Raw genomic sequence first — 21,068 nt, 5'->3', positions numbered from 1 at the left:
GGTTTTCCGCAGGCGCTTAGTGATAGCGAAAAGGAGGCACCCAGGTCAATGCTCAACCGGGGAAAGCCGGATCAAACCGATCATGTGCGCGGCTGGATCGAGGAGCGGGAGCGGGTGTTCCTGGCGCCCCAGGCCGCCAAGAGTGCGGAAACGCTGGGCCGGCGGCGGCCCGAAGCCGAATGCCCTCTCCGCACCGCCTTCCAGAGGGACCGGGATCGGATCGTCCATTGTAAGGCCTTCCGGCGCCTCAAACACAAGACCCAGGTCTTCCTTTCCCCAACCGGAGACCACTACCGGACCCGCCTCACCCACACGCTGGAAGTATCGCAGATCGCTCGAACCATCGGCCGTGCCCTGGCCCTGAACGAAGACCTCATTGAAGCCATCGCCCTCGGCCATGACCTGGGGCACACGCCTTTCGGCCACGGCGGCGAACGGGTGCTAAACGAAATTGTCCCGGGAGGGTTCCATCACAACCGCCAGAGCCTCCGGGTCGTCGATCATCTTGAAAAGGACGGGCGCGGGCTGAACTTGACCCATGAAGTCCGTGACGGCATCCTGAAGCATTCTAAAGGACGGTCGCATCCCATCCTCACGGAACCCGACCTTCGGCCCATGACGCTCGAAGGCCAGGTTGTGCGCGTCGCCGATATCGTAGCTTATCTCAATCACGACCTGGACGACGCGATTCGCGCAGATATACTGAGACCGGAAGACGTTCCCGAGGATATCCGCCGCAGCCTGGGAGCGACCCATGGCGAGCGGATCCATACGCTGGTTCGGGATACGGTTCGGGCGAGTCTGGAGTCGGGGCTGTCCGAGATCCGGCTGAGTCCTGCCATGCTGGAGCAGGTCGAGCGCCTTAGGGCCTTTCTTTTCGATCGGGTCTACGACATGCCGCAGATCCTCGCCGAATTCGAACGCGCCCGCAAGGTGATCGTTGACCTCTACGAGCTGTTCATGAATGACGACCGGATCTTCGAGAAGGAGATCGGGCCGCTCGCGCCCGGTGTCCGGCGCGAACAGCGGGTGTGCGACCACATAGCGGGCATGACGGACAGGTATGCCTTGGAGCTTTTCAAGAGCCTCTTCCTTCCGCGGCCCTGGATGAAGCTGTGACCGGTTCCGGGTTGCATCCGGGTCGCCATCCCGGGGCGGACCCCTCCCGGCAATCCGCTTGACGGAAAAATTCGTTGCATGCTATCGGTGACCTGCTGCTTCAACCGCAAGAGAGGCCGCCGCCCGGGTCTCGTTCGAGGCACAGGGCGGGGGCTTTTTGTACTTTCCAACAGGGAGAAGGCTCATGAAGCGCAAGAAGCGTAGCCCCGACGCGGAAACCGAAGCGACGGGAAAGCTTTTCGAAGGTTTCGAAGACCTGGAAGACGACGAAGTCATCGAGCTCAATGACGTGGTGGAGGTGCCGGAGCCCGATTTGGACGAAGAACCCCGGGCCGGGCGGGAAGAGAAGGAACTGCTCCTTGGGCAAGAAGAGCTTTCCCTGTTTGAAGACGAGGATGTTCCGGACGATGACTCCGAAAAGGCGCTCCTTCACGATGAACTGGAAAGCTTCTCGGGCTTCGACGAGGAAGCCGGGGAGGATGTATCGCTGAGCGAAGAGTTCGAGTCGCTCCTGGGCGGCGAAACGGAACGCCGGGGCGGCGACCGGGAAGCGGGAGAAGAAGCGCCGCGCGAGGAGGCGGGAATCCTCGAAGACGTCGGCAAAGAGGTCGTGGAGGAGTCCCGGGAGGAATTTATGGAGGAGCCGGGGAAGCTTCCCGAAGAGGCCGAAGTGGACCGGGATTTTCTGGATGTGCTGGATGCCGAGTTGGATCTCGACGAAGACATTGCGGCGCTTCTAAACGAGGACAGGGCGACCGGGGCGGCGGAGCCCGCGCAAAAACCGGAGCGGGGAGACGCGGTTGAGGAACGTTCCGAAGCGGAAGCCGCCGCCGAACCTTCAAAAGAACCGGCCGCTGCGACCTCGATGAGCGAAGAGGAGGAAATGCCGGTCATGGAGGGGATTGTCGAGGAGTCGGAGTCGGCGGTGCCGCAGGGACCTGTCGAGGATGTGGCGGGGATGGCCTTGGTGCCGGGTCCGGAATCGGAAGAAGAAGCCGCGGGGGTGCCGGCCGTGAGCGGGGAGACGTCGGCCGCTCCAACGGAGACGGACGACTGGGATAAAACGATCGATGCGCTTGAGTCCCGGCTGGCCTCCGTGCTCCATCAGATGGTAGAAGCGAAACTTCCGGAAATCGTCAAAACGGTCCTTCAGGAGGAAATCGAGAAACTGAAGGCGCAGAACGATTAACGGGTTTTCCCCGGCGGAAAGGGTTTTTAGGGAGCGATTCGATGAACGACGGCACCCTGCCCAAGACCTATGAATTCGAAGACGTGGAACCGCGCTGTTACGAGCGATGGCTGAAACTGGACTGCTTTCGAGCGAACCCGGCCTCCGACCGACCGTCTTTCAGCATGGTGATTCCTCCTCCCAACGTGACCGGCCAGCTTCACATGGGCCACGCGTTGAACAACACGATCCAAGACATTCTCGCCCGGTACAAGCGCCTCAAGGGCTTCGAAGTCCTCTGGGTACCGGGAACGGACCACGCCGGCATCGCCACGCAGAACGTGGTCGAAAGGGAACTTAGCCGGGAAGGCCTCACCCGCCACGATGTCGGCCGGGAGGCGTTCCTTGAGAAGGTATGGCAGTGGCGGGAAAAATACGGCGGGATCATCATCAACCAGTTGAAGCGGCTGGGAGCGTCGTGCGATTGGAGCCGCGAACGGTTCACCATGGATGAAGGCCTTTCCCGCGCCGTCCGCCGCGTCTTCGTCACCCTCTATGAAGACGGCCTCATCTACCGCGGCGAACGGATGATCAACTGGTGCCCGCGCTGCATGACGGCACTCGCCAACATCGAGGTGGAAGGCGAGGAAGTGGCGGGCCACCTCTACCATGTGCGCTATCCCCTGCTGAACGGAAAGCGGGCCTTGGTGGTGGCCACCACGCGGCCGGAAACCATGCTGGGAGACGCGGCGGTGGCGGTCCACCCGGAAGACCCGCGCTACGCCGACGCCGTCGGTCGTCAGGTGCTCGTCCCGCTGGCCGACCGGGCCATCCCGGTCATCGCCGACCCGTACGTGGACCGGGAATTCGGTACTGGAGCCCTCAAGATCACGCCCGCCCACGATTTCAACGATTTCGAGATCGGACAGAGGCATGGCCTGCCTCTCTACCGGGTCATCGGTGAAAACGGTGCCATGACCGAAGAAGCTGGCGCGTACCGGGGACTCGATCGCTACGCCTGCCGGAAGCGTGTCCTGGAGGATCTCAAAAAAGGCGGTTTCCTGGTAAAGGTGGAGGATTACACGCATCGGGTCGGCCACTGTTACCGCTGCCGCAGCGCCGTGGAACCAATGCTTTCCCTCCAGTGGTTCGTGAAGACCAAGCCGCTGGCCGAAAGAGCCATGGAAGCCGTCAAGAGGGGAGATACTCGGATCGTTCCCGAAAAGTGGGAAAGGGACTACTTCAACTGGCTCGAAAACATCGAGGACTGGTGCATCAGCCGGCAGATCTGGTGGGGGCACCGCATTCCTGCGTGGTACTGCCGGGATTGCGGCGGGGTCAACGTTTCGCTGAAAGACGCCGACCGTTGCCAGGCCTGCGGCGGCGACCGCCTCGACCAAGACGGAGACGTGCTCGACACCTGGTTCAGTTCGGCCCTGTGGCCCTTTTCCACCATGGGATGGCCTGAGAACACCCCGGAGCTGCACAAGTTCTACCCCACCTCGGTTCTCGTCACCGCCTTCGATATCCTGTTCTTCTGGGTCGCCCGCATGATGATGATGGGCCTCAACTTCATGCAGGAAGTCCCGTTCCGCGATGTCTACGTCCATGCCCTGGTGAGAGACGCCCAAGGGCAGAAGATGAGCAAGTCCAAGGGGAACGTCATCGATCCACTGGTGATGATGGACCGTTACGGTACCGACGCCCTCCGCTTCGCGCTCACCGCCTTCGCCGTCCAGGGGCGGGACATCAAGTTGTCCGAAGACCGCATCGAAGGCTACCGCCATTTCGTGAACAAGATCTGGAACGCCGCCCGGCTGGTCCTGATGAACCTAAAAGGTTCAAGCCTTACGCACGAAATCCCCGAGAATCCGGAACGGCTCGGTCACCGTTGGATCCTGAGCCGGCTGCAGCAGGTCATAAAGGACGTGGAAGCCGCTCTGGAGGGTTACCATTTCAACGTCTACGCTCAGACGCTTTATCAGTTTTTTTGGCATGAATACTGCGATTGGTATCTCGAGATCATCAAGCCGGACCTCTACGGCGACGACCCCCGAGCTAAAGCCATCGCTCAGACGGTCGCCGCGCAGATCCTGCGGAAGATCCTCGTGATGCTCCACCCCGTCATGCCCTTCGTTACGGAAGAAATCTACCAGCGGCTTCCGGAAGCTCGGGAAACCATCATGTGGGAGCCTTTCCCGCTTGTGGAAGAATCAAGAGTGGACGCCGAAGCCGAGGCCCGCATGGGTCTTCTGATGGAGGTCATTACGAACATCCGGAACATTCGGGGCGAGATGAACGTCGCGCCGTCGGCCCGCCTGGAGGTGGTGTGCCTGTGCGAAAGGGCGGAAGATGCCGCGCTGTTGGACGCCTACCGGTTCATGGTGGAAGACCTGGCCCGGCTGTCGCGCCTGGAGGCGGCGCCGACCGGAACGCGCGGCAAGCCGAGGGTGGCGGCAAGCGCCGTGACCGGCGGCGCCGAAATCTTCGTGCTCCTCGAAGGGATCCTCGATTTCGAAAGCGAGGCGCAGCGCCTGCAGAAGGAGATCACGAAGCTGGAAAAAGAGATCGTCGCCGCGCGCAAGAAGCTCTCCAACGAAGACTTCCTGACCAAGGCCCCATCGGACGTCGTAGAAAAAGAAAAGGAAAAGGCCGCGCGGCTCGGCGAGAAGATTGCAAAGATGCGGGTTCATTTCAGCCGCATCGAAACCATCCGCCAGAGCGCCGCCGTTCACTGACCCTCAGGGTAGGGGAGGCGACAGCCGTTGGGGGAGAAACGCATGGAAAACCGGGGCGATGCGGGTTTTTCCAGCGACCTGGATGACCGATTGATCCTGGCGCTTCGCGAAGACATCGGACCGGGCGACGTGACCACTCGAGCGGTGGTGCCTTCCGAGCGGGAGAGCCGGGCGCGGGTTGTCGCTCGGGAGCCTTTCGTCCTCTCAGGATCCTGCGTGTTCCGGCGCGTCTTTCACCTCATCGACCCTGAACTGGATATTGAGGAGCCCTACGCGGATGGCGACGCGGTTCCCCGGGACGCGGAGGTGTTCCGGATCCAAGGACGGACCGCCTCGATCCTCACCGGCGAGCGCCTGGCTCTCAACCTGGTCCAGCGTCTTTCGGGAGTCGCCACCGCAACGCGGCTCATGGTGGACGCCGTCTCAGGCACCGGCTGCCGCATTCTGGACACGCGGAAAACCACGCCGCTGTGGCGCGACCTGGAAAAGGAAGCGGTGCGACACGGCGGAGGCTGGAACCACCGGTTCGGGCTTTTCGACGGCGTCCTCATCAAGGACAACCACGTCGCGGCAGCCGGAGGCGTTCGTGAAGCCGTAAAGCGGGCCCGATCCCATGCACCACACACCTTGAAAATCGAAGTGGAAGTGGACACACTACTGCAGCTGGACGAAGCCCTGGACGCAGGAGCCGACGTGATTCTCCTCGACAACTTCGCCGTGGAGGATCTCCGTAGAGCGGTCCGACGCGCCGGCGGACGAGCGCTCCTTGAGGCATCCGGAGGCATCACGGTGGGAACCGTCCGCGCCGTGGCCGAAACGGGCGTGGATTTCATCAGCTCCGGGGCGCTCACCCATTCGCCGCGGGCCGTCGACCTGAGCCTGGAAATGCTTAGGTAGCCTAGAAAATAATAGACCTAATATTTGATGCCAAATTTTATTTCCCCTCCCCTTGCGGGAGGGGATTAAGGGGAGGGGAACGTAACTAATTGACATACATTGATTTTATCACCCTCACCCCAACCCTCTCCCATCAAGGGAGAGGGGGATTTTTTGACCCTCGTTAACCTTTTTAGAACGCTACCAATGCTTTAGCGAAACGTCAGGGACCTTGAAATGCGGCGGGCCAGGGCCGCCACTTCCCGCCTGAGTTTTTCCTCGTCCACCGTCCGGATTTTCCCGTCTTCGACCACCAGATCGCCGCCCACCCAAACGAGGCTCACGTCGCTGGATCGCGCCGCGTAGACCAGGTGCGACACAGGGTCATAGAGGGGCGTCAGATGCGGGCTGCGGCAGTCGACGGCGATGAGGTCCGCCTTCTTCCCGGCTTCGATGCTCCCTATGTCCGAATCCCACCCCAGTGCCCGTGCTCCCATTCGAGTAGCCATCCGAAGCACCTGCTGTGCGCTGCAGGCCACGGGGTTTCCCGTGACCACCTTGTGGAGCCGCGCGGCGGCGGCCATTTCCCCGAAGAGGTCCAGGTCGTTGTTGCTGGCGCAACCATCGGTTCCGAGCCCCACGGTCAGGCCCGCTTCCAACATTCGAGGAACCGGGGCGGCTCCGGCGCCGAGCTTCATGTTGCTTTGCGGATTGTGAGAAACGGCGACGCGGCGCTCCGCCAGCCGGGCGATTTCCTCTTCGTCGACCCACACCGCGTGAGCGCAAAGCGTGCCGGCGTCCAGGATACCCAGATCATCCAGAAAGATCACGGGTCGCCTGCCGTATTTTCGCGTCAGGTCTTCCACTTCGGAGCGGGTTTCGGAAAGATGGGTCTGGAAGAGGCAGCCGTGTTCCCGGCAAATTCCCTTGACCCAGAGTAGGGTTTCCGGGCTGCAGGTGTAAGGGGCGTGGCAGAAAAGCGACGGCCTCAGGCGGTGGTTGCCGGACGGAAAGGATTTCAGGAAGGCCGTTGCGCGATCCATGGCCTTGGATGGGTCGGGCTGGTCGGGTGTGGGAAAACCGAGAATTCCCTGGCCGAGGACCGCCCGTATTCCGGAATCCCGCACCGCTACGGCCGCTGTGCCTTCGAAGAAATAGCCGTCGCAGAACGTCGTGGTTCCTCCAAGGATCATTTCGACGGTCGAAAGGAGGGTTCCCAGGTAGACCAGATCGGCGTTCACGTGAGCCGCCTCGATGGGAAAGATGATTTCCTTAAGCCATCTCTGGAGTGGAAGATCGTCTGCGATGCCGCGAAAGACACTCATGGCCCCGTGCACGTGGGTGTTCACGAGTCCGGGGCATACAATGCATCCGGAGAGGTCCTTTCGCCTCCGGCCTCGAAACGAACCTTCCACGGCATCTCGTGAACCGACGGCGACGATGGTGTCTCCCCGTACGGCGACGGCTCCCGGAGCCCACACCCGAAAGGCTTCGTCGCAGGTCACCAACCACTCGACGGGACTCAGCAGCCAGTCGACTTGCTGAGGCACCTCGGCACGAGGTACATCACGATGCGATCTTTTTCGCGATGGATCGGACATGGGCCATCACTTCTTCCACGTCCAGGGTGAGGAGCCTTCCGTCTTCGAGGACCACCCGGCCGTGGATGATCACGTGCCGGACGTCGGACCCTTTGGCCGCGTAGATCAGGTGACTTATGGGATCGTAGACGGGCGTCAGATGAGGCCGCTGAAAATCGACAACGATAATGTCGGCAAAGTAGCCGGCTGTGATTTGCCCGACGGTGTGGCCGAGACCCAGGGCGGCGGCTCCGTTTCGCGTGGCCATGCGCAGCACGACCTGGGCCGGCAGTACGGCGGGATCCAGGGCGGCCAGCTTGTGGAGCGTGGCGCAGGTGTTCATTTCCCCGAAGAGGTCCAGGTTGTTGTTGCTGGCGCAGCCGTCGGTTCCCAGGGCGACGTTCACGCCGGCGGCAAGCAACGCCGGGACCGGGGCGATGCCGGAGGCGAGCTTCATGTTGCTTTCCGGGTTGTGGACCACGTTGACCCGGTGGAAGGCGAGCATTTCGATATCGGAGGGACTCAAAGCCACGCAATGGTCGGCGATGAGCCGTTCGCTCAGTACCCCGAGCCTTTCCAGGTGTTCCACCGGGCGGTGCCCGTAGCGTTCCCGGATCTGCGCCACTTCCGCCTCACTTTCGGAAAGGTGGACAATGAGGCGGGTGTCGAGGCGGCACGCCAGGTCGTGGCAGCGTCGGAGGAGTTCCGGCGAACAGGTGTACAGGGCGTGAGGCTCCACGGCCACAGAGATGAGCGGGTCGCCCTTCCACTCTTGGACGAGGGCTTCCGTGAACTTAAGGCCGTTTTCGATGGGCCCGTAATGCGGAGAAGGGAAGTCGTAGAGGACTTCGCCCACGAGAGCCCGCATGCCCGCGGCCTTCGCCGCTTCCGCCACCTTGTGTTCGAACAGGTACATGTCGCAGAAGGTGGTGGTTCCGGAAAGGATCATTTCGGCGCAGGCGAGTAGCGTTCCGCGGTAGACCCATTCTTCGGTGAGCTGGGCCTCGGCGGGAAAGATGTGCCGTTGGAGCCATTCCAGGAGGGGGAGGTCGTCCGCGAGGCCGCGAAACAGGGTCATGGCCGCGTGGGTGTGGGCGTTCACCAAGCCGGGCAGCACGACGCAGCCGGCGGCGTCCATGACACGGCGAGCGGTGAAGCGGGCGGAAAGGGCTTCGGATGGGCCCACCGCAAGGATCCTTCCCGAACCCACGGCCACGGTGCCCGGGTCGAAGATTTCGTTCCGGTCGTTCAAAGTCAACACCCGGCCGCCGCTGATAACAAGATCGGCGTTTTCCGCCGGCGGGTCCTGATTCCTTTCGTTGTCGGTCATTGAGTGCCGCCCGTGGCTTGCGTCGTTGACTTCAGCACCGCCTGAAAAAGACGCATCAACCGGGGTCCGGCCGCCGTGGCTGTCTGAATGACCTTTTCGAGGGGAGCCGGTTCATAGCAGTCCGGGCGGTTGACGTTGGTGATGACCGAAACGCCGAGGACCTTCATGCCGGCGTGCACCGCCGTGATCACTTCCATGACGGTGGACATGCCCACGGCGTCGGCACCTGCGGCCCGCAGCAGCCGCGTTTCGGCGGCGGTTTCCATGCTGGGCCCGAGCACTCCCACGTAGACCCCTTCCCTCAATGGGATGTGCTCTTCCATGGCTGCCGCTCGGGCCATTTCCCGCAGGCGGCGGTCGTAAGGTTCGGTCATGTCCGGAAAACGGGGGCCCCATGCGTCGATGTTGACCCCCACCAGGGGATTTCGTCCTGTGAAGTTGATGTGGTCAGTGATAACCATGAGGTCGCCGGCTTCGAACAGCGGGTTGAGGCCTCCGGCGGCGTTGGACAGCAGCACGGTCTTCACTCCCAGGGCGGCCAGGAGACGGATGGGAAAGGCGATAACGGCCGGAGCGTAGCCTTCGTAAAGGTGGAACCGCCCCTGGAGGGCGATGAGGGGGGTTCCGGCCCAGTGACCCCACAGGAGGCGCCCTCGATGACTGGGGACGGTGGAGACGGGATGGTGGGGAATTTCCCGGTAGTCCAGGCCGCCCTCCAGGTCCATGGCGTCGGCCACTCCGCTGAGCCCTGTTCCCAGGATCAAAGCGGTTTCCGCTCGGACCCTAAGGCGGTCGGCCACCGCATCCGCCGCTTCCCGCACCCTTCGCTCGATGTCTTCCACGCTCCGACCCCTCTCCGCCGTGGATGCGCTGCGTCCGGAATCAACCTACAAAAAAATTGGTAGTGTAGAAAATAACAGACCTAATATTTGATGCCAAATTCTATTTCCCCTCCCCTTGTGGGAGGGGATTAAGGGGAGGGGGGGATTTTCCACCTTGTTCCCAAGCTCCAGCTTGGGAACACAACTGTGCAGAAGCTCCAGCTTCGATCCCCATGAAGCCGTGACCCATGCGAACCCGCTGCAAAATCCATCACAAAGACCACTTCGAGATCCCGGCTGGCTCCATGGAAAGACAGCGCGTTTCAGCTGTAGCAGGAGGGAAGCTTGAGCTTCCCGGGCAGGCCGTTCCCAAGCCGGAGCTTGGGAACGAGGGGATATCTGATGCCAAATTCTATTTCCCCTCCCCTTGTGGGAGGGGACTAAGGGGAGGGGAGGGGATTTTCCACCTTGTTCCCAAGCTCCAGCTTGGGAACACAACTGTGCAGAAGCTCCAGCTTCGATCCCCATAATGCCGTTCCCAAGCCGGAGCTTGGGAACGAGGGGAAATCGTACTGCTTGTCCTGGGGGGCTTTCCATCTGGTGCGTTTTGTGGGATACATGAAAGACATCAGCAGTCACGCCGAAAATCCAGGCGACATGATGCGGACCATGATCGCCCGTTGAGAACGTGGAGCCTTTTTCCATAGACAGCATGTCGGAATGGAACATCTCACATCTTCGATACCCGGTGGATCTGCCCATCACGGATCGAAGGGACGTTATCGTCCGGGCGATCCTGGACCACCAGGTGGTGGTGGTGACCGGCGACACGGGTTCCGGAAAGAGCACTCAGATTCCCAAGATGTGCCTGGAAGCGGGCCGGGGGCGGGCGGGTTTCATCGGGATCACCCAGCCGCGTCGGATCGCCGCGGTGACCCTCGCCCGGCGTGTGGCGGAGGAACTGGGCGAAAAAGGCGCCTCCCTGGTGGGCTACAAGATACGCTTCCAGGACCGCACTTCGAGGACCACCCGCATCAAGTTCATGACCGACGGCATCCTGCTGGCCGAAGCCCAGCGAGATCGGCTGTTTCGAGCCTACGACACACTGATTATCGACGAAGCCCACGAGCGCAGCCTCAACATCGACTTCCTCCTGGGGATGCTCCGCCGGACCCTGCCGCAGCGACCGGACCTCAAGGTCATCGTCACCTCAGCCACCATCGACCCCGAAAGGTTTTCCGAGGCCTTCGGCGGGGCCCCCATGATCGAAGTCTCCGGCCGAACCTACCCGGTGGAAGTACGCTACCGGCCGCCGGCGCCCGGTAGCGGCGAAGAAGGGGAAGACACTCCGGTGGACCAGGCGGTCGAAGCGGTAGTGGAACTGAAGCGGTCCGGCTGCCGGGGCGATGTGCTCGTCTTCATGCCCACGGAAAGCGACATCCGGGAAACGGTGGCACGCTTGGAAGAGAGGCGTTTTCCGCACACTGAGGTCTTGCCGCTTTTCGGCCGGCTCGCGGGAGCCGACCAGCAGCGGATCTTTCGCCCTGTTTCCGGCGAAAAAATTGTGGTCGCCACCAACGTGGCGGAAACCTCCATCACGATTCCGGGCATCCGTTACGTGGTGGATACAGGCCTCGCACGCCTTTCCCAGTACAACCCCAGGACACGGACGGAAGGCCTTCCGGTCGTTTCCATCTCACGGGCCAGTGCCGACCAGCGCAAGGGCCGCTGCGGGCGGGTCGGGCCGGGGATCTGCATCCGGCTCTATGCCGAAGAAGACTACCAGGCGCGCCCCGCGTTCACTCCCCCTGAAATCCAGCGGTCGAACCTGGCCGAGGTGATCCTTCGGATGCTCGCCATGAATTTGGGCGACGTCCGGGATTTCCCGTTTCTGGACCCGCCGGCCCCCCAGGCCGTAAAAGACGGTTTCGCGGTCCTCCGGGAATTGGGAGCCATCGACGATCGGGACCGGCTCACCCCCATGGGGCGCCTCATGGCCCGCTTTCCCCTGGACCCCCGGCTCTCGCGCATGCTCCTGCAGGCTCGCGAGGAAGGGGCGCTCCGGCCCATGATCGTCCTGTGCGCCGCGCTGAGCGTTCAGGATCCCAGGGAGAGGCCCGCCGAAAAGGAAGCCCAGGCGGACCAGGCCCACGCCGCCTTCCGCGACCGGCGTTCCGATTTCGTCACGCTGCTCAACATCTGGAGAGCCTGCGAAGATCAATGGCGCCAGGCGCCCTCCCAAGGGGCGCTTCGAAGGTTCTGCAAAGACAACTTCCTTTCCTACCGGCGCGTGCGCGAATGGCGGGATGTGCACGACGAGATCGTGGAGATATTGAAAGAAATTCGAGGATTCCGCCTTCAGGACGAACCTCCCGGCGTGAGTTACGAGGCCGTCCATCGGGCCGTTACCAGCGGATTCCTCAGCAACATCGCCGTGAAGAAGGAAAAGAACCTCTACCTCGGAACCAAGGGCCGCAAGGTCATGCTCTTTCCAGGCTCAGGCCTCTTCAACCGGGGCGGGGAATGGATCGTCGCCGCCGAACTGGTCCAGACGTCCCGGCTTTTTGCACGTACGGCCGCCCAGGTTCAACCCGAATGGATCGAGGAATTCGGAAAACACCTCTGCCGGTCCTCCTATGAGGAGCCCCACTGGGAAAAGCGCAGAGGCCAGGTGGTGGCCCTGGAGCGAGTGACCCTCTACGGTCTTGTGATCGTAAACGGCCGCCGCGTGAACTACGGTAGGATTCGGCCGAAGGAAGCCCGGGAAATCTTTATCCGGTCCGGGCTGGTGGAAGCGGAAATGCCCGGAAAGTACGGCTTTCTGGAACACAATCGGAAACTCATCCAACGCATCCGCGACATGGAAGACCGGATCCGGCGCCGCGAACTTCTGGTGGACGACGAGGCGCTCTACGCCTTCTATGACGCGCGGCTCCCCGAAATCGCCGACATCCGCTCCTTCAACCGGTGGCTCAAAGACCAAGGAGGCGACGAGGTCCTCAGAATGTCGGAAGACGACCTGCTTCGCTTCCGCCCGGAATCGGAGACGTTGGAGCAGTTTCCCGGCTCTCTCGATTTCGAGGACATGAGGCTCCCGCTCAGGTATTCCTTCAGTCCGGGGGATGAATCGGACGGAGTGACGGTGACGGTGCCGCTCCACCTGCTTTCCAGGCTTCGGCCCGAACCCTTTGAATGGGTGGTCCCGGGGTTGATCTCCGAGAAGGTGACGGCTCTCCTACGTTCTCTTCCCAAGTCGGTTCGGAGACGGCTCGTTCCGATTCCTGAAACCGTAGAAAAGGTTCTGGAACGGCTCCCTTTCCGCCGCGGCGATTTCTATGCGGAACTGAGCCGCTGCCTGGAGGAAGTCTCGGGAGTCGCGGTGTCGGTGAACGAATGGGACCGGGAAGGCTTGCCCGCTCATCTCAAGATGCGTTTTCTCGTGGTGGATGCGGCCGGAAAGGCACTGGGGTCCGGTCGAGACTTGGAGACGGTGCAGGAACTGGCCGGAAAGCGCCACGAAGATCGGGCCTGGACGGAAGCTCGGAAGCGGTGGGAACGCGAGGGGATCACCACTTGGGACTTCGGCCCCCTGCCGCAGACCATCGAACTGGGAAAAGACGCCTACGGCGTCATGCGGTGCGCCTACCCGGGCTTCGTCGCCGAAGGGCGGACCGTGGCGGTCCGGCTGTTCGACGATCCGGAAAAAGCGAAGGGAGCCACACGAGACGGCCTGCTGGTGCTCTACCAGTGGGCCTTTGCGCCGCTTCTGAAGTCGCTCCGGAAAGACTGGGTGTTCCCGAAAGACATGGCCTTCATGGTGCGTTTCATGGGGGACATGAAGGAAGCCGACCGCAGGCTCCAGATCTATCTCCTGAGGGAAATCTTCGAACTCCATGACCCTCAGCCTCCTGACGAAGTCCGGTTTCGAGCGAAAATCCTGGAACTGAAAGACGACCTGCGGCGCCTCGCCGAGCAGCGGCGCGGCGAGGTGCTGGAGGTCGTTCGGGAACGTTACGAGGTGCAGCGGGTCCTTTCCGGCTTTAACGCCAAGGCGCAGGGAAACGACGCCGCCCTGGAGCGGCTGAAAGCCGTTCGGGAGGAACTGGAGCGACTGGTTCCCGGGGATTTCCTGGAACACATGAGGAGTTCCGAACTCAGGGAACTTCCCCGATACCTGAAGGGGCTCCGCATTCGAGCGGAACGCGCTTATGTGGCGCCGGAAAAGGACCGTTCCAAGGCCGCACGGATTGAGCCTTTTCTGGAGGCGCTTTCGCGGGCGGAGGCCGGGGGTGAGGCGAAAACGGTGCAAGCGCGGGCTTTCCTTGACGAGTACCGGCTGTTATTAGAAGAATTCAAAATCAGCCTGTTCGCCCCTGAAATCAAGACGCGCTTTCCCGTTTCGGCCCAGCGCCTGGAAAACAAGTGGCGGCAATGGGAACAGATCCCTCACTAGAAGGCGAAAAACGGAAGATGTCCTCCCCCGCAATCGATGAAAGCGCCGTCCGGCTCCTGGAAGATCCAGAAGGCTTGCAGCGGCATATCCTGAAGGTGCTCGGAGCCCCCCCGCGTTGTCCTGGGGTGGCGGAAGGGGCCGGCGCCGTGGCAACGGACGATCTCGTATCGTCCAGCGTGCTGGTGCTTCTCTGCTGTCCACTTCAGCAGGGCGGCCATGAACGCGAACCGTGCCTCATACTCAACCGGAGATCCCGGAAAGTGAAGCAGGCGGGGGATCTCTGTTGCCCGGGCGGCACCACCGAGCAGGGTGTGGACCCGATCTTCGCCCGGCTGCTTTCCCTTCCCGGATTTCCGCTCTCCCGCTGGCCTCACTGGCGCCGGTGGAAGCGCACCTGCCCTGAGGAAGCCGCGGAACTGGCGCTCCATCTGGCCACCTGCATGAGGGAAAGCTGGGAAGAAATGCGCCTCAATCCCCTGCGGGTGCGCTTCCTGGGTGTGCTCCCGCCGGAAAGGCTCGTGCTCTTTCCAAGGCTCATCCATCCGCTGGTGGGCTGGATCGAAGGGCGCCACCGATTGAAACCCAACTGGGAAGTAACGCGGATCGTCTCTATTCCCCTTCGGTCACTTCTGGATCCATCCGCCTACACCCGATATCGCCTCTATGTGGATCCCCAGGTGGCGGCAAAGCTCAACCGGACCACTCAGGACTTCTTGTGTTTCCTCTACCAAGACGGCGTGGACGTGGAAGTGCTCTGGGGAGCCACCCTCCGGATCGTGCTGCTTTTTCTGGAAAAAATCTTCGGCTTCACTCCGCCCGACGTGTCCAGCCGCCCCTTCGTTCCAGGAATCCTGGATGAAGCCTATCTGAACGGCCGGCTGTGAGAGCCTCTCTTCATGCCGCCAGCATGTTCCGGCACACCACGTTGATCATGGCCAAGATGGTGTCCAGGGCCTGCAGGTGATGATGGACGGTGGCGTCGAAGCGGATGTGAAGCGCCGGGTCGAATTCGTCGTCGCCCAGCCACAGGACGAACAACAGCGGTACCTTGGGAAACGGCCACATGCGGAAAGACATGTCTCCGGCCTGTGCCGGGTGTCCTCCCAGGCGTTCGCACTTTCGCTTGAACAGCGCCGGATCCTCACCGAAGGCTTCCAGCAGCCGGGCGGTGGGGAAAGCGTGGCAGCCGCGGAAAAATAGGTGGCCGCCCGGAAGGTCCTTTTCGCTCACCCATTTTCCGGAAAGACCCCCGGGCTTGGCTTCCAGAAGGTAGTGCAGCAATACCAGGTGAAGCTGAAAGTCCAGCTTGGATGACGGCAGAGGCCGGAGCGCTTCCACGCGCCGCAGGGCGGGATAGCAGCGCAGGGTTCCCGACAGGAACGGGACTTCGTAGGCGCCGGCATCCCGATTGAAGGCAACCTGCGCGTTGGAGCAGATCCTTTCCGGTTCCATGGCCTCCAGTTGCCGCCAGAGATTCGGATCCACCTCCTGGGGGTCCTCGTAAAGCCTTGGCGACCGCAAGTCCTCCAGAATGGCAGCGATCGCCAGGCGGGCCGCCGCCGCCCGCGATTCGGGCACCATGATCTTCCCCCATCCGCGCTGCGGCACGAAAAGGCCGTCGTAGGCCGTTTCTTCGAAGCTTCTGAGGATAGCCGGGATCCCTTCCCGCTGGAGGGCCTGCATGAGAAGGTCCGCTTCGAAACGGTCGGCCAGCGTATGGATGGTCGTGTATTGGGTGGCGTCGTCCATGGGAGCCTCGTTCAGCGCAAAGTTTCTCGGCCTGGGTGAGCGCTCTCTGGGATTCGGTGGCCGTTGAGCGCCAGCTTATGGAACAGGGCGGCGTACCGGCGAGGATTTTCGGCCAGGGGAGGGCAACGTTCGATGGTGGTTTCCCTCCGAAATACCCCGGCGGCAAAAGCCATGCACGTGGAATAGCCACAGCCCCCGCAGTTGGTGGCCGGAAGCGCTCGGAATATCTCAAGCACCGTGAGGTCCTGCCGCTTCTCAAATACAGGAGCCACAGTGTCCTTCCGGGACGTGACTTCCTGAATGGTTTCAAAATAGCGCCGGCACAGCGCTTCGGCTTCGTTCTCATCGCCCACATCGGTGAACGTGATCCGACGGCCGGTGATCCCTGCGATATGCCCGTCGTCCATGACGCTGATGACTCCGGAGCCGTGGATGTAGGTACAGCCTGGGAGTACCGCCGCCAGGTAAGGCAGGAGCTCTTCGATCGACTCGTCCAGTTCCATGATCACGTTGAAGCGCGTGGACTGCCTCATGCAGTCGATATTCACCAACTGAAAGGTGTAGCCTTCTCTTCGATGCAAGCGACTGTCCATGACTCCTCCCGTGTCACCCTCGGCCCTTTTCACGCCGCATGGTTTCATAAGCCCACTGGATGTCCTGGAATTTCTCCTTGGCCAACTGTTGAAATTCTTCCCCGAGGTGACTCACCTTGTCCGGATGGTAGCGATTGGCCTGTCGGTGATACGCCGACCGGATCTCATCCCAGCTTGCGTCGGGCGGTACGCCCAGCACTTCGAAGGGGTCCCGCCGGTGTGGAGCTTTCCCCGCGCCGCCGGCGTTTCCCGCCGACGTGCGGTGCCCGCCGTCCGGTCCTCGGTCGCGGCCCTGGTCGGAGGCCGTGCTCCGGCCGCGCGAGCCTTCCCCCTCGCTTTCGGCTTCCCGTTTCCGGCGCTTCAAGTACCAATAAAGCAGCCCCAGCAGGGCGACGTCGTCGGTCCAGCCGGGACCGAAGACGGTATCTGGAAAAAGATCGACAGGGGAGACAAAGTAGAGCAGCCAGAGTAACACCGGCCAGAATCGTTTCAGCATGGTCCGCCGCCGTCCGCCCTCCTTCCTTGTCGCCGCCTGTGGCACAAGGATCTTATCGCATCCGCCGCAAAAGACAAAGGTCTACCAGGATTCTCGGCCAGGGCGGTTCGTTTGGCCGCCGCTCCTATAACTACTCATGCCCTGTAGGAGCCGGCTTGCCGGCGATCCGCATCGCTGCAGGAGGCCCGCCCTTGGGCCGATGGGGTGGGGCGGGGCATTGGGGTTGGTTTATCGCGGCTGAAAGCCGGACTTTCCCTTGTTCCCAAGCTCCAGCTTGGGAACACAACTGTGCAGAAGCTCCAGCTTCGATTCCCATGAGCCCGTGACCCATGCGAACCCGCTACAAAATCCATAACAAAGGCCCCGAACACCCCTAGTTAGTCACATCTACTCTTGCAGCGTGGATCCCGGTCTTCACCCACAAACACCACTTCGACATCCTGGCTGGTTCCCTGGAAGGACAGCGTGTTTCAGTTGTAGCAGGAGGGAAGCCGGAGCTTCCCGGGCAGGCCGTTCCCAAGCCGGAGCTTGGGAACGAGGAGATACTTTGCGCAAAAGTTAATGCCGGACGGCGCCTTAGGAACTCAACCTAAAGAGCGAGCGCCTGCTGATCAAAGAAAAGGGGGAACCCGAAGACCCTTCATCGGATTCCCCCCATGGGCGGGGGTGTTACAGCCAGCCGCGGTCCGGCTGCTTGAGCTCGAGCATGGGTTGCGCCGGCCCGGGCTCGAACCTTTCCACCCGTCGGAACACGCGGTGCGTGTCAGCGGACCATGCGGTTACGGATCAGATGTTCCACGACCTCCGGTTCAGCCAGGGTGGACGTGTCACCCAGGTCGGACACCTCGTTTGCCGCTACCTTGCGCAATATGCGCCGCATGATTTTTCCGGATCGTGTCTTGGGAAGCGCCGGAGCCCACTGGATATAGTCGGGCGTCGCGATGGGGCCGATCTGCTTCCTCACCCACTCAGCCAGGCTCTTTCGCAGCTCTTCCGAGGGTTCCACACCGGAAACCAGGGTCACATAGGCGTAAATGCCTTGACCCTTGATGTCGTGCGGGCAGCCGACGACCGCCGCTTCCGCCACAGCCTCGTGGGCCACCAGAGCGCTTTCTACTTCGGCGGTTCCCAGGCGATGGCCCGAAACGTTGATCACGTCGTCCACCCGGCCGGTGATCCAGTAGTAGCCGTCTTCGTCCCGGCGGGCGCCGTCGCCCGTGAAGTACTTGCCCGGGTACTGAACGAAGTAGGTGGTCTTGAACCGTTCGTGGTCCCCGTAAACCGTGCGCATCATGGCGGGCCACGAATCCAGCATCACCAGGTAGCCCGAACAGGCGCCTTCAAGTATCTGCCCCTCCTGGTTGATAATGGCCGGCTGCACGCCGAAGAACGGCCGAGTGGCCGATCCGGGCTTGAGGTCTGTGGCTCCAGGAAGCGGGGTGATGAGGATCCCGCCGGTTTCCGTCTGCCACCACGTGTCCACGATGGGACAGCGCTTTTCCCCCACCACGTTATAGTACCAGAGCCAGGCTTCAGGGTTGATGGGTTCCCCCACGGTTCCAAGGAGCTTCAGAGATTTGCGGGATGTCTTTCGGACCGGTTCGTCGCCCTGGCGCATGAGGGCTCGGATGGCGGTAGGGGCGGTATAGAAGATATTCACCTGGTGCTTGTCCACCACCTGCCAGAACCGGGAAAAGTCCGGGTAGTTGGGCACGCCTTCGAACATGAGCGACCTGGCGCCGTTGGCAAGAGGCCCGTAGACGATGTAGCTGTGCCCCGTGATCCAGCCGATGTCCGCCGTGCACCAGTAGATGTCGCCCTCCTTGTAGTCGAACACGTACTGGTGGGTAAGGCTCGTGTAGACCATGTAGCCGCCCGTGGTATGAAGCACGCCCTTGGGCTTCCCGGTCGATCCTGAGGTGTAGAGAATGAACAGCGGATCCTCCGCATCCATCGTTTCGGGCGGACATTCCGCCGGAGCGTCCTTCATGAGTTCGTGCCAGTATAGGTCGCGGCCCGCGACCATGTTGACGTCGCCGCCCGTATGCCGCACCACGATCACCCGGTCCACCTCCGGGCACTTGTCAAGAGCTTCGTCCGTGTTGGCCTTGAGAGGGATTTTTCGGCCTCCGCGGAGCCCTTCGTCCGAGGTGATAACGATTCGCGCGTCACAGTCCTGGATGCGGTCGGCCAGCGAGTCGGGGGAAAAGCCGCCGAAGACGACGGAATGGATGGCGCCGATGCGCGCACAGGCCAGCATGGCGATCGCCAGTTCCGGGATCATGGGAAGATAGATGGTCACCCGGTCGCCCTTTTTCACGCCCTGCGCCTTGAGGACGTTGGCGAAACGGCAGACTTCCTCATAAAGCTGCCGGTAGGTGAACGTCTTGTCCACGGAAGGGTCGTCGCCTTCCCAAATGATCGCCACCTGGTCCCCGCGCTTGTCCAGATGCCGATCCAGGCAGTTGTAGCAGGCGTTGAGTTTCCCGCCTTCGAACCAGCGTATGCGGATATCCCCCTGAAAATCCGAGTCTTTCACGGTCTTCCAGGGTTCAAACCAATCGATGCGTTTGGCATGCTCGCTCCAGAACCCTTCAGGGTCCTTGATGGAGCGTTCGTACATTTCGTGATAGGTTTCCTTGTTGATCCATGCCGACTTTTTCCAGGATTCCGGTACCGGGAAGACGTTGGTGTCAGCCATGTATGGGCCTCCCTTGGATGGTTGCATCGGTGCGATCCGATCATGGTCGGTGCTGCAAGTACCTAAGATTGCGTTGAGCTTCTGGTCTGCGTGGTGACCACCTTCGACGGGTTCTCCGCCCCATGCCTGCGGTGCGGCGCCGTCCGTCGCCTGGAATGAGCACCTGCCTCGCCGTCTTCGGCCGCCGCAGACCGAAACGGCGGATCCCTTCCCCCTGGTTTGGACCTTTTCCTTTCCATGGCTTCTCCCTCCCACCGCTCACGGGTCACACGCCTCCCTGCGGGTCGCAGCCGCGGCTACCCCGAGGGGATCTCCGTGCACACCGGAAAGTCTTCGACCGTGTTCCTGAAGCAGGACTGAACAGACCCCAAACATCGGCAGGTTCCGCTACTCAAACGAAGCCGTCGGAGGAGAAAGCAGATGGAAGCGCACCGCAGGAATTCGAACGGGAGCCACTCAGTGAACAGACTGATGCAAATATAAAGACATCTGCTGAATCGACAAGACAATCTCTTCCTAGCAACGACATTTTGGATTGTCAATGATGTTTCTTATAGTGATGCAATTCCGGCCGAGATGGGAGAGGCGCGATCGGCGGACTGTGAGTGACAAAGGAACAGTGGATGGACAGCGGGCGGGCCGTCGCCCGTCAATGCGGCGGCCCCGGGGCTTGAGCTCCCGGGGCCGCTCGCCGATCAAAACCAGCCTGAACTTCCAAGGCCCGCTAGAATTTCTTGGAAATGATGGTCTTTTTCAAGTGAGCGATGGCTTCGGTCGGGTTGAGGAGCTTGGGACACGCTTCCACGCAGTTCAAGATGGTGTGGCACCGCCAGGCGCCGTCCCGGTCGTTGATGATTTCAAGACGCTCGTCGGTGCCTTCGTCGCGGGAATCGGCGATGAAACGCCACGCCTTGAGCAGCGCCGCGGGGCCCAGATAGTTGGGATCCGCCCAGTAGCTGGGGCATGACGAGCTGCAGCACCCGCAAAGGATGCATTCGTAGAGGCCGTCCAGTTTCCTGCGGTCCTCGGGGCTCTGCAGCCGTTCCCGGTCCGAAGGCGGCGGGGTCTTGGTGATGAGGTAGGGTTTGATAAGGTAATACTTGTTGTAGAAATCCGTGAAATCCACCACCAGGTCCTTGATGACCGGCATGGATGGAAGCGGCTGGACCACGATGGGTTCCTTCAGGTCTTCGATGTGGGTGATGCAGGCGAGCATATTGACGCCGTTTATGTTGAAGCCGTCGGAGCCGCACACCCCTTCCCGGCAGGACCGCCGGTAGGACAAGGTGCCGTCCTGTTCCCACCGGATCTGGTTCAGGCCGTCGAGGACCATCATGCCGGCTCGACGAAGTTCTACTTTGTAGTCTTTGTAGTGAGGTTTCCTGTCTCTTTCCGGGTCGTACCGGAACACGGTGAAAGTGACGGTTTTCGACATGTTGTGCAC

Annotated in this window: 14 protein-coding genes; 6 read left to right on the top strand and 8 right to left on the bottom strand. The window is 61.6% G+C overall.

The window, feature by feature from the left end; translation table 11 throughout:
• Window positions 1-48: 48 nt before the first annotated feature.
• From FDQ92_RS15035 to nadC, 4 genes are all read left to right on the top strand, one after another.
• Window positions 49-1,119, top strand: coding sequence for a deoxyguanosinetriphosphate triphosphohydrolase (locus FDQ92_RS15035; RefSeq protein ID WP_137422712.1), 1,071 nt, complete (start codon window positions 49-51; stop codon window positions 1,117-1,119).
• Window positions 1,120-1,303: 184 nt separating this feature from the next.
• Window positions 1,304-2,308, top strand: coding sequence for a hypothetical protein (locus FDQ92_RS15030; RefSeq protein ID WP_137422711.1), 1,005 nt, complete (start codon window positions 1,304-1,306; stop codon window positions 2,306-2,308).
• Between the two features lie 41 nt (window positions 2,309-2,349).
• Window positions 2,350-5,025, top strand: coding sequence for a valine--tRNA ligase (locus FDQ92_RS15025; protein ID WP_137422710.1), 2,676 nt, complete (start codon window positions 2,350-2,352; stop codon window positions 5,023-5,025).
• Between the two features lie 42 nt (window positions 5,026-5,067).
• Window positions 5,068-5,922 (top strand): carboxylating nicotinate-nucleotide diphosphorylase, encoded by an 855-nt coding sequence (gene nadC / locus FDQ92_RS15020; RefSeq protein ID WP_137422709.1) that lies wholly within the window; start codon window positions 5,068-5,070, stop codon window positions 5,920-5,922.
• Window positions 5,923-6,113: 191 nt separating this feature from the next.
• Here the strand turns inward: nadC and FDQ92_RS15015 are convergent, their stop codons facing one another.
• The 3 genes from FDQ92_RS15015 to FDQ92_RS15005 are packed head-to-tail and all read right to left on the bottom strand — an operon-like array spanning window position 6,114 to window position 9,653.
• Window positions 6,114-7,502 (bottom strand): amidohydrolase, encoded by a 1,389-nt coding sequence (locus FDQ92_RS15015; protein ID WP_137422708.1) that lies wholly within the window; start codon window positions 7,500-7,502, stop codon window positions 6,114-6,116.
• A complete protein-coding gene (locus tag FDQ92_RS15010) occupies window positions 7,468-8,811 on the bottom strand; it encodes an amidohydrolase family protein (protein WP_137422707.1) in 1,344 nt (447 codons plus the stop codon). Before FDQ92_RS15010 ends, FDQ92_RS15015 begins: the two co-directional genes overlap by 35 nt.
• Complete coding sequence (locus FDQ92_RS15005) at window positions 8,808-9,653, bottom strand: purine-nucleoside phosphorylase (RefSeq protein WP_211341308.1); 846 nt, start codon at window positions 9,651-9,653, stop codon at window positions 8,808-8,810. Before FDQ92_RS15005 ends, FDQ92_RS15010 begins: the two co-directional genes overlap by 4 nt.
• Before the next feature lie 691 nt (window positions 9,654-10,344).
• Between FDQ92_RS15005 and hrpA the strand changes: the two genes are divergently transcribed.
• Together hrpA and FDQ92_RS14995 are read left to right on the top strand one after the other, a co-directional pair.
• Window positions 10,345-14,085 (top strand): ATP-dependent RNA helicase HrpA, encoded by a 3,741-nt coding sequence (gene hrpA, locus FDQ92_RS15000; RefSeq protein WP_137425638.1) that lies wholly within the window; start codon window positions 10,345-10,347, stop codon window positions 14,083-14,085.
• 17 nt (window positions 14,086-14,102) lie between these two features.
• On the top strand, window positions 14,103-14,969 hold the full coding sequence (locus FDQ92_RS14995; RefSeq protein WP_137425637.1) for an NUDIX hydrolase: 867 nt from the start codon (window positions 14,103-14,105) through the stop codon (window positions 14,967-14,969).
• A gap of 10 nt (window positions 14,970-14,979) precedes the next feature.
• On the opposite strand, the gene FDQ92_RS14990 is transcribed toward FDQ92_RS14995, so the two are convergent.
• The 5 genes from FDQ92_RS14990 to FDQ92_RS14970 all read right to left on the bottom strand — a co-directional run bounded on the left by FDQ92_RS14990 (window position 14,980) and on the right by FDQ92_RS14970 (window position 21,059).
• Window positions 14,980-15,834, bottom strand: coding sequence for a DUF3786 domain-containing protein (locus FDQ92_RS14990; protein ID WP_137422699.1), 855 nt, complete (start codon window positions 15,832-15,834; stop codon window positions 14,980-14,982).
• Between the two features lie 11 nt (window positions 15,835-15,845).
• Complete coding sequence (locus FDQ92_RS14985) at window positions 15,846-16,427, bottom strand: (Fe-S)-binding protein (protein ID WP_170180105.1); 582 nt, start codon at window positions 16,425-16,427, stop codon at window positions 15,846-15,848.
• Window positions 16,428-16,440: 13 nt separating this feature from the next.
• Entirely contained in the window at window positions 16,441-16,923 is a 483-nt protein-coding gene (locus FDQ92_RS14980) for a DnaJ domain-containing protein (RefSeq protein ID WP_137425884.1), read from the bottom strand.
• Window positions 16,924-17,686: 763 nt separating this feature from the next.
• The gene (gene acs / locus FDQ92_RS14975; RefSeq protein ID WP_137425636.1) at window positions 17,687-19,624 is read right to left on the bottom strand and encodes an acetate--CoA ligase; all 1,938 of its coding nucleotides are present in this window, start codon (window positions 19,622-19,624) and stop codon (window positions 17,687-17,689) included.
• A gap of 724 nt (window positions 19,625-20,348) precedes the next feature.
• Complete coding sequence (locus tag FDQ92_RS14970) at window positions 20,349-21,059, bottom strand: succinate dehydrogenase iron-sulfur subunit (protein ID WP_137425635.1); 711 nt, start codon at window positions 21,057-21,059, stop codon at window positions 20,349-20,351.
• Between the last annotated feature and the right edge of the window lie 9 nt (window positions 21,060-21,068).

This window comes from Desulfoglaeba alkanexedens ALDC (assembly GCF_005377625.1).
Taxonomy (GTDB): Bacteria; Desulfobacterota; Syntrophobacteria; order Syntrophobacterales; family DSM-9756; genus Desulfoglaeba; species Desulfoglaeba alkanexedens.
Note: the sequence above shows the minus strand (reverse complement) of the source record. Positions and strands in the feature narration are given on the sequence as shown.